Genomic DNA, 15,343 nt, shown 5'->3' on the forward strand with positions numbered 1-15,343 from the left:
ATGGCTGAACACTCCCACAACCGGCGGAGTTTCCTACGCGGCACCGGCGCTCTCGGCGCGGCAGGGGCAGCGGCCTGGGCCGGAATCGGCGGCCTCACGCCCGCTGACGCGCGGACCGGGAGTTCCTCGGGCGCGCGTCCCGCACCCAAGCACATGCGGACGTATGCGGCCGACGCGGTCAAGGGGAAGGTGTATGTGGGGTACCAGGGGTGGTTCGCCGCGACTGGCGACGGCTCTCCGATCAACACCTGGACGCACTGGTCCAAGGGCACCACACCGTCCCCCGGTAACCAGACGTTCGAGCTCTACCCGGATATATCGGCCTATCCCGCTGGGTCCCTCTTCCCGACGGGGTACGCGCCGTTGGGCAACGGCAAGCCCGCCACATTGTTCAGCTCCTACTCCACCGCGGTCATCGACCAGCACTTCCGCTGGATGCAGCGGTACGGGATAGACGGCGCGGCCCTCCAGCGTTTCGGCAGTGACATCGTCGCGGTCGGCCAGCCGCGTCTCAAACAACGCAATGACATCCAGAGCAAGGCACGTGACGCGGCGCAGAAGTATGGGCGCGGCTTCTACATCGAGTACGACATCAGCGGCCTGACCGACACCAATCTGGTGGCCACGGTCCAGAGCGACTGGACCAACACCATCAACGGCACGCTGCACCTGCCCGATTCCCCGGCCTACACGCGCGAGGGCGGAAAGCCCGTCGTCCACCTGTGGGGCATCGGCTTCACCAACCGGCCCGGCAATGCCGACAGCTGCCTTGAACTCATCAATTGGTTCAAGAGCAAGGGCGCCTACGTCATCGGGGGCGTCCCCAGAGGCTGGCGCACCGATGCCAATGCCAAGCCCGGCTTCGGTCCCGTCTATGCCGCCCTGAACATGGTCTCTCCGTGGAACGTCGGCAACCCCGACGTGGACCAGAAGCTGTTCGACGACGACATGGCCAAGCTGAGGGCGAACGGGCAGGACTACCAGCCCGTGATCTATCCCGGATTCGCCTGGTCCAACTGGAAGGAGGGAGCGCCGCGCAACGAGATCCCGCGCAGGGCCGGTGACTTCATGTGGCAGCAGGCCGTGGCCGCCGCCCGGTGCGGCACCAAGTCCGCCTTCATCGCGATGTTCGACGAGTACGACGAGGCCACTGCCATCGCACCGGCCGCGGCGGACAAGTCGATGATCCCCGCCAACCAGTACTTCCTCACCCTGGACGCCGACGGGACCAGCGTCTCCTCCGACTTCTATCTGCGCCTGGCGGGCGCCGTCACCAAGATGATCAACGGGTCGACCGGCATCGACCCCACCGTACCGATCCCGCCGAAGGTCTGACCGAGCCGCCGTAGGCGGAGGAGACCTGACGCCCTCCGCCTACGGCCTTCGACCGCCCGCGTCCCCAAGGAGCCCTTTGTGGCAGCGCCACTCAACCCTCATGGCCACTCCAGCACGCCCGCGGGAAGCGTACGCATCATGCCCCTGGGTGATTCCATCACCGATGGGCACAACGCCTACCCCGGTGGCTACCGCGTCGCACTCCGGCAGCGGCTGGCCGCGGACGGCCATGCCGTCGACTTCGTCGGCTCCCTCGCCAACGGCCCGGTTGAACTGGGCACCCGCCACCACGAAGGACACTCCGGCTGGCGCATCGACCACTTGGACGCACACATACGGACATGGCTGCGGCACAGTGTCCCCCGCACCGTGTTGCTTCTGATCGGAACGAACGACATGAACCAGAGCTACGACGCCACGCAGGCGCCGGCGCGCCTGGCCCGGCTGATCGACCACATCCAGGAGGCCCGGCCGGCCTGTGAGGTGTTCGTCGCCACGGTTCCGCCGCAGTCCGATCCCACACGGGAGCGGCGAGTCAGGGCCTACAACGCGGCCCTTCCCGAGGTGGTCGCCGCAAAGGGCCGACGGGTGCATCTCGTGAACATCTACGACGCGTTGACCACCGCCGACCTCGCCGACGGCCTCCACCCCAACCAGGGGGGTCACGAGAAGATGGCCCGGGTGTGGCACAGCGCTCTTCGTTCCGTACCCGCCGCGCTCATGCCGGAAGTGGCGGGCCCGGAAGCGGTGCGGCCCTGCTCATCCGTCGGTTACCGCCAGGCGCAGAGGTGCCCGGAATGACAGCAGTCCGAGCATCGGCGGCCCCTCCGCGCCCTCCACGACGCGTGCCTTCGGCAGGCTGCGGGCCGCTGCCCGCAGGGCCACTGCCGCCTCCGTTCGCGCCAGCGACGCACCCGGGCAGCGGTGGCGACCGGTGCCGAAGGCCAGATGGTGGCGGATGTTCGCCCGGTGTGGACACATCCGTTCCGGATCGGTGAAGACCTCCGGGTCCGAACCGCTGCCCATGAGCGTCAACAGCAGCTGTGCTCCCGCGGGCAGTTCCACTCCGCCCAGTTCCACCGGTCGCGCTACGACCCTGCGCCACGTGGTCACCGGCGGCTCGCGCCGCAGCACCTCCTCCACCCAGGCCCCGGCCGCTTCCTCCTCCTGTGCCACCCGCGGCCACAGTCCGGGCTCGGTGAGCGCTCGGCGCAGCACGGTGGCGATGAGCTGTCCGGTGGTCGACTGGCCGGCGATGAAGACGAAGAAGCAGACAGCGACCGCGGTCTGGGGGTCCAGCGGGGCTCCGTCGGGCAGCCGGTGCCGGGCGAGTGCTCCGAGGAAGGAGTCGGCGGTGGCCTTGCCGGTGCGCACGGTCGTGGTCAGCCATTGGTGGAACTCACCGGTCTGTGCCGCCAGTTCGAGCTGTCGGTCCGGGGTGGGCCTGCCCCAGAACAGCTCCAGTGAGGCGTCGCTCCAGCGGATCAGCGTGGCCGGGTCGACGTCGTGGATGTCCAGCAGCTCCATCAGCACGCGGCAGGGCAGGAGCTGGGCGAAGGAGGTGAACAGGTCGTATTCGCCGTCGGTGTCGATCCGTGCCCGCGCCGTGTCCAGTAGCTCCCCGGCCAGGCGCTCGATCACCGGTACGGCGGCCGCGACGCGCCGTGCGTTGAAGAACCGGGTGGTGACCCGGCGCAGGCCGGGGTGGCTGTCGGTGCCGTTGTTGGCGAGCGCGGGCGGGAGCTGGAAGCCGGCCCGGGCGAGCACCCGCAGTACGGCCACGGGCAGCGGGGTGACCGCGTGCTGGGCGTTGTCCGGTCGGAAGGTGGCGGGGTCGAGCAGAACCCGGCGGATGTCCCGGTGGCGGCTGACCAGCCACAGACCGGTGCCCGCGTCATGGTGCACGGGCGCCTGGGAGCGCAGCAGGTCCAACCAGGGGTAGGGGTCCCGGACGAAGCCGTCTCCGAACAGGTCCAGACCGTCCAGCGGACCCCCCGCGCCGGGCGGTAGGGGCCCTGCCACCCCGCTGCCGGGTCCGCCGTCGCGGACCTCCGTACCAGGTGCGGTGGTGTCCAGAGCCGGTATGCGCACGGACGGACGCTAACACGTGGCCGCGCCGCCACCGCCGTCCTGTGCGCGGCATCACTCGGACAGACGGCGGCCACCCCGTTCGACGACACCGGCCCCCTCCCCCACCCGCCGACCGGCCACCGGGCGCGTGTCAGAGTACCGATCATGGCCCAGCACCCCGTCCAGCCGACCACACCCGCCCGAGTCGCCCCCGCCCCGGCGGCGGTCTTCGACTGGATCGACCGGCGCACCGAGTTGCGCCGCCGCGCCGGGCTGACCCGTCACCTGCGCCCACGACCGGCCGACGAGCCCGTACTGGATCTGGCGGGCAACGACTACCTGGGCCTGGTCCGCCACCCGCGAGTGGTACGGGCGGCCACGGAAGCGGTGGCGCGCTGGGGCGGCGGTGCCACCGGTTCACGCCTGGTCACCGGCACCACGCAGCTGCACCAGGAACTCGAGGAGGAACTCGCGGCCTTCTGCGGCTTCGAGGCCGCGTTGGTCTTCTCCTCCGGATACACGGCCAACCTGGCGGCCCTCACTGCTCTGACGGGGCCGGGAACACTCATTGTCTTCGATGCCTACAACCACGCCTCCCTGGTCGACGGCTGCCGACTCTCCCGGGCGAAGGTCACGCAGGTGCCACACCGCGAGCCGGGCGCGGTGCGTACCGCGCTCACCGAGCACGGCGGGGGTCGTGCCCTGGTGGTGACCGACTCGGTCTTCTCGGTGGACGGCGACGCCGCGCCGCTGACGGAGCTGGCACCGGCATGCCGTGCGCATGGCGCCGCGCTGCTGGTGGATGACGCGCACGGCCTCGGGGTAGTCGGCGACGGGGGCAGCGGCGCGCTGTCCGCCGCCGATCTGGCCGGTTCCCCGGACGTGGTGGCCACCGTGACGCTGTCGAAGTCGCTGGGCTCCCAGGGCGGGGCGGTGCTGGGCCCCCGCCGGGTCATCCGGCACCTCACGGAGACGGCCCGCACCTTCATCTTCGACACCGGGCTCGCCCCGGCGAGCGTGGGCGCGGCCCTGGGCGCGCTGCGGCTGTTGCGCGAGGAGCCGGAGCGCGCCGCACGAGCCCGGGAGGTGGCCCGGCGGCTGTCGACGGGCCTGGCGGCCACCGGGCTGGACGCGAGCGTGCCGGACGCCGCCGTGGTGTCCGTCCGAGCGCCCTCGCCGGAAGCGGCCGTGGCCTGGGCGCGAGCGTGCCGGGAGGCAGGCGTGGCGGTGGGCTGCTTCCGGCCGCCCTCCACGCCCGACCGCCACTCCCGGCTACGACTCACCGCACGCGGCGACCTCACCGACAACCAGATCGAGCAAGCCGTGGCGGTGGTCGCCCGTTGCGCCCCGCCCAGCGACACGGACGACTGACTCACCAACGCCATCAGACGGCGGGAACGCGAACATCCGACTGGCGCGGGGACCGTTCGCAGCCGGCGCGACCGGAGCCGCTACTGCGCGGCGAGAGACCACACACGCGACGGGTCGGCGTCGCAGTTGTAGATGACGGTGGACGTGTTGTTCAGAACACCGCCGCCTGCCGGGGTGAGGCATTTGCCGCTGCTGTAGTTCACAATGTGGTAATTGAAATTACCCTTATCGGTGAAGTACCAGAGTCGCGACGGATCATTGTCGCAGGTGTAGATGACGGTCTGGGTGTTGTTGCTGCCGGCGCCCCCGGCAGGAGCGAGGCACTTACCGCTGTTGAGGTTCAGGATCTGGTAGAGGGAATTACCCTTGTCCACGAGGTACCAGCTACGTGACGGGTGGGTGTCGCAGTCGTAGATGACGGTGAAAACGTTGTTGTCGACACCACCGCCGGCCGGGCTGAGACACTTGCCGCTGTTGTTGTTCACGAGAAACTTGCCGAATGCCGCCGATCTCGCCGTCGGCGGTAATGTCGCCGTCGAGGGCGACACCTGCGGAGTCACCGGTGCCGGGCTCGACGAGGCCGAGGCGACTGGTGCCGAGAGGACCGTGCCACCGATCGCGGCCACAGCTGCTGCGATCATCCCCGCAGCCTTGAAGTAATTGTTCATCTGCGCCTGCTTTCCTTGTCGAGCGCGGAGGATGGAATGCGGGCGGACACCTTGAACACTGATCCAAAATCATTTCTCGGGTGTCACGCGCTGCGCCTTGAAAATTACCATTGAGGCAGAGCGATGTCGTGAGCACTTTTCCGCCATACGCTGTCCGGCCCGATGCTCGGGACCCATCCGCACGACGCAATTCCCCGGCTGGGCGACAACATCCGACTCACACAGGTGCTGGACTTCGACCCGGAACGGCACTGACCCGCAGCGGGGACATGTCGCGCATCACTCCGGATGGGCCACGGCGTCATCCCGTAGTCGCACCGCTGCCAGCAGACTCAGCCCCGGCTCCGCCCCGCGCAGCGCCTTCACCGCCGCGACCGAGGTGAGGTCCCCGGAGAAGCCGACGTCGGCCAACCGGGAGCGGACCCAATGACCACGCACCTGGGTTTCGGTGGCGGCAGCGGTGGATTCGACGATCGTGACCGCACGTTCCAGACCCGGGCGCGTCTCGGCCGAGGCCCCGTCCAGTGCCTGGCGGAGGGCCGCCGCGACCACATGCGCGTCCCGGATCAGCACGATGTTGTGACTCTTACCCATTCTTCGGTTCCTCCTCTGTAGATCACTGCTCTTGTCATGTCCGAGGTCCAGGCATACGCGAGCGCTGGAACCGCGACACGAACACTCCGGCGCTGACCGGCGCATCGCCCCGCGTCAGCCGGCGCACCCGGCTGGGCTCCTGCTCGGCCAGCCGGAGTGCGTACAGCCCCACCGGGCCGAATTCGTCCCAGGGCGCCCGTTCGGCATCGATGACATGACGGGCCGCTTCTTCGGTGAGCTCGGCCGCGCGGGCACGAGGCAGGCCGTGCTGTTCTTCCAGCAGCCGCGGCAGGTTCCGCAGCCAGTCCTCGGAGGAGTGAACGGTCTCCGGTGTTATGTCGAGTCCACCCTCGCCGGTCGGCTTACCGGGTACGGCGAACCAGATCGCCATCAGGACGATCCCCGCCAGACAGATGATCGGCGTGGGAAGCGTGCCAAGTCCGGTCCTGGGCAGCGTGGTGAAGGCGATGGCCGCCAGGATCGTCGTGGCGGCCGAGGCGAACCACCACCCGACGGCCCGGCGCCGGGCCCCTGACCGCGGCCCGTGCGCCGCGACGAACGCGGTCGCCAGAGCGAGTGCGGTAACGGCTGTCCCCGCCAGGCCGGCCTTGGTCAGCGTGAGAGTGCCACCAGCCGATATCCACAGCAGGAGGCCGACCACCACCGTACTCATTCCCAGCGAACCGAACACGCCGGAAAGGCGGTCGGCCGGGGTCAGGCCGTCCCGGTCGTAGATCGCACGGATCTGATCCGGGACCCGTTCGGTGGCGACCGTCGCCGCGAACTCCGCGGGTGAGCCGAAAGCCTCCCGCGGATGCTCACCGCTCTCCGCGCAGTGCTGCCCCACTTCGTTCAGCACCGTGTCGGCGGTTTCCCGCGGCACCGACCGCGTGGCAAGCGTCAGCCGAGCCCTGGCGTACCAGACTTCGACGGTCTCGTTACTCACGTCCACTCCCTGCCGACACTCATGTCCGCTCCCTGTCGACGTCATCGACTCGGGCCAGCAGACGATCCACGGAGCCGGAGAAGTGCTCCCAGCCCACCCGCTCCTCGCGCAGCCGCGCCCACCCGGCGTCGGTCAGCCGGTAGACCTTGCGCCCCGGGCCGCCCTCCCCCGCCTGCCAGTGAGCCTCGACCAGTCCGTCGTTCTCCAGACGGCCCAACACCGGGTAGAGCGCTCCGCCGCGGACCGTGCCGAATCCTTGCGCGGCCAACTGCTGGACCAGTGCGTACCCGTGCTGGTCGCCCTGCGCGAGCAGAGCGACCAGCAGCAGAGGCAGCATTCCTCGCAGCCAGCCGGACGAGGGCTCCCCGGACGAGGGCTCCCCGGACGAGGGCTCCGCTGTCGGCATGACCTACTCCCGCTTCCAACTAGTCGCGGTTCGCATCTAGTTCGATTTCAGAGTAGTTAAGCACGCGCCAAGATCTGGCACCACCCCGGCCCGGTGTCTGGACGGCCCGGCACCCGGCTGATCCGCGGTTTCCCGCAGGGTCAGCGTTGCGGGGAACACCACCGGGTCGGGCGGCAATCCTCATGTCCTCGCCGATCCGCGGTTTCTAGATTGACAGGCGTCGGGGCGGGAGGCGCCCTGGCGCCGGACCGCCATGTTGGAGACCACGCATGCACTTGATGACCCTGGCGCTGCCCCAGGAGCCCTCGGACGGCATCGCCGGCTGGGCCGCGGACCTCGTGGACGCGATGGGCGGGCCGGGAGCCGGTCTGGCCATCGCGCTGGAGAACCTCTTCCCGCCGCTGCCCAGCGAGGTGATCCTGCCCCTGACCGGGTTCGCGGCCGGTCAGGGCGTGATCAGCCTGGCCTCGGCACTGTTCTGGACCACGCTCGGCTCGGTGGTGGGCGCGCTGGTGCTGTACTGGATCGGCATGCTCGTCGGCCGCCGTCGCATGCACGCCATCTGGGCGAAGCTGCCGCTGGTGAAGACGTCCGATCTGGACCGTACCGAGCAATGGTTCGAGAAGCACGGCACCAAGGCGGTGTTCTTCGGCCGCATGGTGCCGATCTTCCGTAGCCTCATCTCCATTCCGGCCGGGGTCGAGCGCATGCCGCTGCCGGTCTTCGCCCTGCTGACCACGCTGGGCAGCCTGGTCTGGAACTCGGTGCTGGTGATGGCCGGTTACTGGCTGGGCGATCAGTGGGACGAGGTGGAGACCTACGTCGGCGTCCTCTCCAAGGTGGTCCTGGTCGCGGTTGTGGTGGCCATCGTGGTCTATGTCGTCATGCGCTTCCGCGGACGCGACCGGCGGCACCACGCTTCATGAGCCACGACGCGCGCCCCGGCCCCTCCGCTCCGCTCGCGCCACAGCCCGGGCGATCTTGCCCGGGCTGTGCGGCCGGGCTAGGCTTGGCCGCCGTGCAGGGGGATTTCAGGAATATCGCCACTCATCACCTGTTTCTCGGCTCACCCGGTCAGCACGACGGCAGGGGGGCGGCGGATCCCTCGTGGCCGCGCAGGATTCCGGGAACGCTCCTCGGCTGCTGCACGGCCATGCTCGGATTCCTCTACTTGCTGATCGTCGGTACGGTCTTGGCGGCCTTCCTGTTGTGGCCGCGCGCCCGGCCCCGCGCCTTGGCCGCGCTCGCCTCCGGGGCCCATCGGCTCGCGGCGCTGGACCGGGCGCGCCGCTTCGTCTTCTTCGGCGATCGTTTCCCCGAGCACTACAAGTCGTCCGACCAGAAGGTCCTGCGGTATCTGACGATCCGCGGCTACACGGGGCTGCTGTTCACCATCGTCCTCGGTCTGCTGGGGTTCGGCTGCATCCTCGCCGCCGTGCTGGCCGTGCGACTGCTCCAAGGCCGCCTCGACCTGCCGGAACTCCTCACCCAGGCGCTGCTCGGCGGAGTGCTGCTGTTCCTCGACGTACAGGGCATCTACTCCCTGGCGGTACTGGACGCCCGGCTGGCCCGCGAGTGCTTCGGGCCGTCCGAGCGGGAGTTGCTGCGGCAGCGCATCGACGAACTGGCCACCAGCCGGGCCGCGGTCGTCCAAGCCGTCGACGCCGAGCGCCGCCGCATCGAGCGCGATCTGCACGACGGCATCCAGCAGCGCCTGGTGGCACTCGCCATGCTGCTCGGCCGGGCGCGCCGCAGCCGCGGCCGCAACCCCGAGCAGGTGGACGCCTTACTGCACCAGGCGCACCAGGAGTCCCAGGAGATCATCACCGAACTCCGTGAGGCGACCTGGCGGATCTATCCGTCCGCCCTGGACAGCCTGGGGCTGGAGGAAGCACTCGGCGGGGTCTCCGAGCGGTGTTCCATCCCCATCCGCATGGAGTTCGAGGTCGACCGTGCGCTGCCGCAGCCGGTGGAGACCGCCGCGTACTTCGTGGTGTCGGAGTGCGTGACCAATGCCGCCAAGCACTCCGGCGCCACGGCGATTTCCATCCGGCTCGCGTTGCACGGAGCGGTGTTCGTGGTACGGGTCGAGGACAATGGGACCGGCGGAGCGGACCCATTGGGCAGCGGCCTCACGGGGCTGCGCAGCCGGGTGAGCGCGCTCGACGGTCTGCTGCACATCGACAGCCCCCTCGGGGGACCCACGACCATTACCGCGGAGCTTCCATGCGCATGATCCTCGCCGAGGACTCGACCTTGCTACGGGAAGGACTGGTGCGCCTGCTCGTCGAGGAGGGCCATGAGGTCGTCGCGGCGGTGGGCGACGCGGTGTCCCTCATGAAGGAGGTCGAGGAGCAGGCACCCGACATGGTCGTCGTCGACATCCGGATGCCACCGACGCACACCGACGACGGGTTGCGGGCCGCGCTGGAGATCCGCAAGCGCTGGCCCCAGATCAGCCTGCTCGTGCTCTCACAGCACGTGGAGCGCAACTACGCGGCCCAGCTGCTGGCCTCCAACGCGGAGCGGGTCGGGTATCTCCTGAAGGACCGCGTCGCCCAGGTCGAGGAGTTCCTGGACGCGCTCGAGCGGATTCACGCGGGTGGCGCGGCCATCGACCCCGAAGTCGTGCGTCAGTTGGTCATCCGTACCACCCACGGTGACCCGCTCGCCCGGCTCACCCCGCGGGAGCGGAGTGTCCTGGAGACCCTGGCGCAGGGTCACACCAACACGGCCATCGCGCAGAAGCTGCACATCTCGCTGAGCTCGGTGGAGAAGAACCTCAATACGATCTTCGACAAGCTCGAGCTGTCGCACACCGCCGGCTACAGTCGGCGGATCCTGGCGGTTCTGCGGTATCTGGAGTCCTGAGGCGCGCGACCGGTGACCGCCCGGATACCGAGGTGCCCGACGACGTCGTCCCGCACGCCGTCGAGCACCCCTCGGCGCCTGGCACACCGCCGGGCTGTCCTCGGCCCTGCCACGTCCCCGGCCGGCACAGCCCGGTGCCGTCACTGGAAGGAGTACGGGTTGAGCGCGTCCTCCGGCAGGTGTTCCAGCTGCACCCGGTCACCGATGCCGGCTTCCTCCGCGAGTTCGAGGATCACGTCGAAGGCGATGTGATCCTCCAGGGCGAATCCGGTCGAGTCGAAGACGGTCAGCCCGTCCCGCCGCGCCTCGGCGAGCGCGGGGGCGGCGCACAGCTCGGGCAGCTCCGGGCCCAGGTCGCTCTCGTCGAGCTGCTGGCACTCGCCCTCGCGCAGCGCCTGCCCCCGGTGGTCCGGGGTGACGAAGGCGGACTTCAGCACGGACCGCGGCACCTCGTACTTGCCGATCAGATCGGCGCCGATGGCGTTGATGTGGACGTGCGGGCGCAGCCGCTCGCCCTGGAGGACCGGGCCGTCCCCGACCCCGACCGAGGTGACGGTGCAGATGATGTCCGACGCCGCCTCGATCTCCGGGACCGTTGCCACCTCCACGTCGATTCCGAGGAATTCCGCCCGCTCGGCGAAGGACTCGGCGTGGGCGGGCTCGATGTCGTGGACGAGGACGCGGTCCAGCCGGAAGATCCGGCTGAGGGCATGGGCCTGGGTCACCGCCTGGGCGCCGGCGCCCACCAGGCCGAGGACCCCGCTGTCGGGGCGGGCGAGCAGACGGCTCGCGATGGCGGACGCGGCGCCGGTGCGGACGGCGGTGGGAAGGATGCCGTCGCCGACGGCCAGCAGACAACCGGTCACGTCATCGTAACGGGCCATCGTGCCCACGATGGTGGGCAGCTGATGGGTGGTCGGATTCGTGGGGGTGTACGCCACGGTCTTGATGGTGATCGAGTCGCCTGGCTGGTGGTGCGGCATCCATTCGAGGACGGCCGTGTTCTCCCGGCCGCGCAGGAATCCGTCCCGCGCCGGGGTGATACCCCGCCGGCTTTCCGTACGGAACGCCTCGTCGAGCCGGTCGATCATCCGGTCCATGAAAAGGTCTAACCCCTTCCCCTGGACGATCTTGGCAACATGTTGCCGAGTGAGGACCGTGGTTTCCATTGTTTCCCCTTGATTCGCATCACGGTGCGGCATTTACTTGCCAATGGATTTTCGCTCCATCGGAAAGGACGAACCGGAATATGAAACTAATGGCCGCGGATTCCTCCGGTCAAGATTTCTCCTGAGCGAGTACGGTTTCCCGCAGCTGTCACCCTGTGGTTCCCCGCAGGGTGACAGCTGCGGGAAACAATGACTTCCGAGGCGGTTTACCCCGTATCGACGTCCGGTCCATGGAGCTAACGTTTCAGCTTCATAAACCCGTTCAGCCGCCCCGGCGGTTCGGCGATATTGGGAGGACACCGACGGTGCGAAAGAAACCGGCGACGTTACGGGTTGCCCGATGGAGCGCCACGCACCCGTGGTCGGCGATCGGACTGTGGGTCGCGTTCGTCGCCCTGTGCCTCTTCCTCGGCGGCGCCGCCGGTACGAACAAGCTGGATTCGGAGGAGTCCGGGGTCCGGGAGTCGGGCCGAGCGGGCAAGATCGTTTCTTCGGGGGACTTCACCGAGCGGCCCGAGGAGAACGTGCTCATCACCGACGATTCGGGCGGGAAGCTGGACCGGCGGGCGGCGGAGCGGGCGGCCCAGGACGTCACCGACCGGATGAGGGACCTGCCCGAGGTGCGGAGCGTCGGTGATCCGGTCCCCGCGCCGAACGGCAAGGCCCTGCTGGTGCCGGTGACCATGACCGGTGACAAGGACGGCGCCATGAACCGGGTCGGCCCGCTGCTGGACGCGAGCGCCGAGGCCGATCGCGCCCACGACGGGCTCAAGATCGAGCAGGTGGGCGACGGTTCCACGGTGAAGGGCATGTCGGACACCATCGGCGAGGATTTCAGGAGGGCCGAGCTGATCAGCGTTCCGCTGACCCTGCTGATCCTGCTGGTGGTCTTCGGCGCGATCATCGCCGCCGGAGTGCCCGTGCTGCTCGCCCTGTCCTGCGTGGTCTCCGCGATGGGCCTGTCGTCCCTGGCCTCACATGTGCTGCCGGAGACCAGCGCGGTGAGCAATGTCATCCTGCTCATGGGCATGGCCGTCGGCGTCGACTACTCGCTCTTCTATCTCAAGCGGGAGCGGGAGGAGCGCCGTAAGGGCAAGTCCCACCTCGACGCCATCGAGATCGCCGCGGAGACGTCGGGGCACACGGTCGTGGTGTCCGGCACCACCGTGATCGTGGCGATGGCCGGGCTCTATCTGGCCCAGGAGGCCACCTTCGCCTCCCTGGCCACCGGTTCCATCATCGTCGTGGCGGTCGCGGTCCTCGGCTCGGTGACCGTGCTGCCCGCCCTCCTCGCCAAGCTGGGCCGCTGGGTGGACCGTCCCCGGGTGCCGTTCCTGTGGCGGCTCACGATGCGCTCCGGCGAGTCGCGGGTCTGGCCGGCGCTGCTGCGCCCGGCGCTGCTCAAGCCGGTTCTCACACTGGTGGTCTCCATCGGCGCGCTGCTGCTGCTCGCCCTGCCCGCCCTGGACATGAAGCTCAAGCAGCCCGGCCAGGACGACCTGTCACGGGACATCCCGGTCGTACGGGCGACGGACCGGCTCACCGACGCCTTCCCGAGCGAGGGAACCGTGCACAAGGTGGCGGTACGGGCTCCCGCCGACGAGGCCGGTCAGGTCGAGGCCGCCCTGCGCGGGCTGATCGCCCGTACCGAGGGAAACAGCCTGTTCGCCCACGACCAGAAGCCGGTGATCCGCGAGTCCGAGGACCGCCGGGTGCACACCGTCGACGTGGGCACGCCGTACCCGCCGAAGCACCCCAAGGCCACCGAGTCGCTGAAGGTGCTGCGCGGATGGGCGCCCCAGGCGCTGGACGAGGTCCCGGACGCCGAGAGCGCGGTCGGCGGCGCGGTGGCCCAGGGCGCCGACTTCACGGCCCATCTGGAGGAGCGCATGCCCTGGGTGGTGGGCTTCGTGCTGCTGCTGACGTTCGGCACCATGGCGGTGATCTTTCGCTCTCTGGCCGTGGCGCTGTCCGCGGTGCTGCTGAACCTGCTTTCCGCGGCGGCCTCGTTCGGTGTCCTGGTGGCGGTCTTCCAGCACACCTGGGCGGAGGGCCTGCTCGACTTCGACAGCTCCGGCACGGTGGTGTCCTGGCTTCCGCTGTTCCTGTTCGTGGTGCTCTTCGGACTGTCCATGGACTACCACGTGTTCGTGGTCAGCCGGATCCGGGAGATGGCCTTGGACGGCGCGTCCGTGCGGGACTCCGTACGGGAGGGCATCGTTCGCTCGGCGGGCGTCGTGACCAGCGCCGCGATCGTCATGGTGGCCGTGTTCTCGATCTTCGGCACGCTCAACGCGGTCGAGTTCAAGCAGCTGGGCGTGGGACTCGCGGCGGCGATCATGCTGGACGCGGTGGTCATCCGGATCTTCGTGCTGCCGGCGCTGATGACGGCACTCGGCCCGTGGAACTGGTGGCCCGGCGGCACGTCCAGGATCGGCCGGCGGCTCTCCCCGGTGTCGGCTCCGGCTGAGGCCGGTGCCGATGGGCCGGCGGCCCCGTACGCACGGCCCCTCGCGCCGGAGCCGGGCGCGGACGAGGCGCCCAGCGCGTCGCGCGGCGGCGCGCCGGCGCCCGGCCGCCACCGGCGGTAGTGGCCGCGCGACCCCTTTGACGAGGGGGGAGGGCGGTCCGATACCCCCGGTCGGGCACCCTCCCCCCTCCCCTCGTTCCCGTGCCCTCCGGCCTCCTGTGGCGGTCAGCGGGCGGCCGCCCCGGTGAGGAACTCCACCATCGCCTTGTTCACCGTCGCGGGGTCTTCCAGATAGCCGTAGTGCCCGCAGCCCTCGACGAGTTCGTACTCGGCTCCCGGGATGGCGTCGGCGACCTCGCGCGCCAGATGCGGAGGAGTGATCAGGTCGTCCGCGAAGGCGATGACCTGACAGGGGACCCGGATGCCCCGGTACGCCTCGAGCCGGTCGTCCAGCGTGCTCAACTCCATCTGGGCCCGATGCCCGGGACCGCCCGCGGGCGAGAGCTCGAACAGGTCGAGCCAGTCGGCCATGGCCGCCCCGTTGTCGAGGGTGCGCGGGGACAGTGACTTCAGGGCCCGTACCACGGCGGCGTACCGCGCCGGGAGTTCCGTCCCGGCGTCGTACAGTTCGATCTCGGCGCGCGTGATCGCGGCCCGCAGCACATCGGTGCGGCCCCGGGTGGCGATGAGGACGGCCTGACGCACGAGATCGGGCCGGGACAGCGCGAGTTCCTGCGTGATGAAGGCGCCCAGGGACGTGCCGACGACCCGGCAGGGACCGATCCCGAGGTGCTCGATGAGTCCCGCCACATCGCCGGCCATGTCCTGGAGGGTGAACCCCTCCGGGCACTCCGAGGTCGGCGGTATGCCCCGGTTGTCGAGGGTGATCACGCGGAAGCCGACGGCGGTGAGGGCGGGCACCTGGTGCAGTTGCCACACCGTGCGGCCGGCACCGGTCCCCTGGATCATCACGACCGGCTCGCCCTCGCCGGCTTCCTCGTAGTGGAGCTGTATTCCGCCCACATCGATGAACGGCATCTCGCTCCTCCCTTCTCCTTGGTCTTCCGGGTTACGCGGACATGGGTGTGGCCCGCCCGTCGGGCGCGACGCGTCGGAGGCGTCCCGGCGGGGCGGGCCACACGGCGGTCCTGCGGGTGCGGCGGCTCAGGCCGCGCCGGCGCCTTCCATGGCCTTGATCAGACTCTTGGGGCGCATATCGGTCCAGTTGGTGTTGACGTATTCGAGCGCCGCGTCCCGCGTGGCGTCGGCCAGGACCGTGCGCCAGCCCTGAGGAACCTCGACGAACGCGGGCCACAAGGAATGCTGCCCCTCATCGTTGACGAGCACGAGATAGGTGCCCTCGGGGTCCTCGAAGGGGTTGGTGCTCATGAGATCGCTCCTTCTCGAAGAATTCTTCTCTTGCGCTTGACGTACCTTCACGGC

The 15,343-nt window shown here is 69.4% G+C and carries 15 protein-coding genes; 7 read left to right on the forward strand and 8 right to left on the reverse strand.

All coding sequences use genetic code 11. The annotated features are described in order from the left end of the window. Together JK364_RS03190 and JK364_RS03195 are read left to right on the forward strand one after the other, a co-directional pair. Window positions 1-1,335 (forward strand): glycoside hydrolase family 99 protein, encoded by a 1,335-nt coding sequence (locus tag JK364_RS03190; protein ID WP_201847256.1) that lies wholly within the window; start codon window positions 1-3, stop codon window positions 1,333-1,335. Window positions 1,336-1,473: 138 nt separating this feature from the next. After that, on the forward strand, window positions 1,474-2,136 hold the full coding sequence (locus JK364_RS03195; protein ID WP_230991284.1) for an SGNH/GDSL hydrolase family protein: 663 nt from the start codon (window positions 1,474-1,476) through the stop codon (window positions 2,134-2,136). Here JK364_RS03195 and JK364_RS03200 read toward each other — a convergent pair. Then, window positions 2,095-3,426 (reverse strand): cytochrome P450, encoded by a 1,332-nt coding sequence (locus tag JK364_RS03200; RefSeq protein ID WP_201847258.1) that lies wholly within the window; start codon window positions 3,424-3,426, stop codon window positions 2,095-2,097. The genes JK364_RS03195 and JK364_RS03200 overlap by 42 nt on opposite strands. 144 nt (window positions 3,427-3,570) lie before the next feature. Between JK364_RS03200 and JK364_RS03205 the strand changes: the two genes are divergently transcribed. After that, window positions 3,571-4,776, forward strand: coding sequence for an 8-amino-7-oxononanoate synthase (locus JK364_RS03205; RefSeq protein ID WP_201847259.1), 1,206 nt, complete (start codon window positions 3,571-3,573; stop codon window positions 4,774-4,776). A gap of 80 nt (window positions 4,777-4,856) precedes the next feature. Here JK364_RS03205 and JK364_RS03210 read toward each other — a convergent pair whose 3' ends face one another. The 4 genes from JK364_RS03210 to JK364_RS03225 all read right to left on the reverse strand — a co-directional run bounded on the left by JK364_RS03210 (window position 4,857) and on the right by JK364_RS03225 (window position 7,390). Then, window positions 4,857-5,444, reverse strand: coding sequence for an RICIN domain-containing protein (locus JK364_RS03210; protein WP_201847262.1), 588 nt, complete (start codon window positions 5,442-5,444; stop codon window positions 4,857-4,859). Between the two features lie 279 nt (window positions 5,445-5,723). Next, window positions 5,724-6,038 (reverse strand): hypothetical protein, encoded by a 315-nt coding sequence (locus tag JK364_RS03215; protein WP_201847264.1) that lies wholly within the window; start codon window positions 6,036-6,038, stop codon window positions 5,724-5,726. A 34-nt stretch (window positions 6,039-6,072) separates the two neighbouring features. Further along, entirely contained in the window at window positions 6,073-6,984 is a 912-nt protein-coding gene (locus JK364_RS03220) for a hypothetical protein (RefSeq protein WP_201847266.1), read from the reverse strand. 19 nt (window positions 6,985-7,003) lie between these two features. Then, the gene (locus tag JK364_RS03225) at window positions 7,004-7,390 is read right to left on the reverse strand and encodes a PadR family transcriptional regulator (protein ID WP_201847268.1); all 387 of its coding nucleotides are present in this window, start codon (window positions 7,388-7,390) and stop codon (window positions 7,004-7,006) included. 269 nt (window positions 7,391-7,659) lie between these two features. On the opposite strand from JK364_RS03225, the gene JK364_RS03230 reads away from it, so the two are divergent. The 3 genes from JK364_RS03230 (at window position 7,660) to JK364_RS03240 (ending at window position 10,261) form a co-directional block, all read left to right on the forward strand. Then, window positions 7,660-8,316, forward strand: a complete 657-nt coding sequence (locus tag JK364_RS03230) for a DedA family protein (protein WP_201847270.1) — start codon at window positions 7,660-7,662, stop codon at window positions 8,314-8,316. Between the two features lie 227 nt (window positions 8,317-8,543). Next, window positions 8,544-9,626 carry a sensor histidine kinase gene (locus JK364_RS03235; RefSeq protein WP_201847272.1) on the forward strand — a complete coding sequence of 361 codons (1,083 nt, stop codon included), beginning with the start codon at window positions 8,544-8,546 and terminating at the stop codon, window positions 9,624-9,626. Further along, the gene (locus tag JK364_RS03240) at window positions 9,617-10,261 is read left to right on the forward strand and encodes a response regulator (RefSeq protein ID WP_201847274.1); all 645 of its coding nucleotides are present in this window, start codon (window positions 9,617-9,619) and stop codon (window positions 10,259-10,261) included. The genes JK364_RS03235 and JK364_RS03240 overlap by 10 nt, the downstream gene beginning before the upstream one ends. A 140-nt stretch (window positions 10,262-10,401) precedes the next feature. On the opposite strand, the gene JK364_RS03245 is transcribed toward JK364_RS03240, so the two are convergent. Further along, the gene (locus JK364_RS03245; RefSeq protein WP_230991285.1) at window positions 10,402-11,361 is read right to left on the reverse strand and encodes an ornithine cyclodeaminase family protein; all 960 of its coding nucleotides are present in this window, start codon (window positions 11,359-11,361) and stop codon (window positions 10,402-10,404) included. A gap of 374 nt (window positions 11,362-11,735) precedes the next feature. On the opposite strand from JK364_RS03245, the gene JK364_RS03250 reads away from it, so the two are divergent. After that, complete coding sequence (locus JK364_RS03250; protein ID WP_307841138.1) at window positions 11,736-14,021, forward strand: MMPL family transporter; 2,286 nt, start codon at window positions 11,736-11,738, stop codon at window positions 14,019-14,021. Between the two features lie 104 nt (window positions 14,022-14,125). On the opposite strand, the gene JK364_RS03255 is transcribed toward JK364_RS03250, so the two are convergent. Both JK364_RS03255 and JK364_RS03260 read right to left on the reverse strand, forming a co-directional pair. Then, window positions 14,126-14,938, reverse strand: coding sequence for an alpha/beta fold hydrolase (locus JK364_RS03255; RefSeq protein ID WP_201847280.1), 813 nt, complete (start codon window positions 14,936-14,938; stop codon window positions 14,126-14,128). 126 nt (window positions 14,939-15,064) lie between these two features. Next, window positions 15,065-15,289, reverse strand: a complete 225-nt coding sequence (locus JK364_RS03260) for an MbtH family protein (protein WP_069871580.1) — start codon at window positions 15,287-15,289, stop codon at window positions 15,065-15,067. Window positions 15,290-15,343 lie beyond the last annotated feature (54 nt).

This window comes from Streptomyces endocoffeicus (genome assembly GCF_016741935.1).
Classification (GTDB): Bacteria; Actinomycetota; Actinomycetes; order Streptomycetales; family Streptomycetaceae; genus Streptomyces; species Streptomyces endocoffeicus.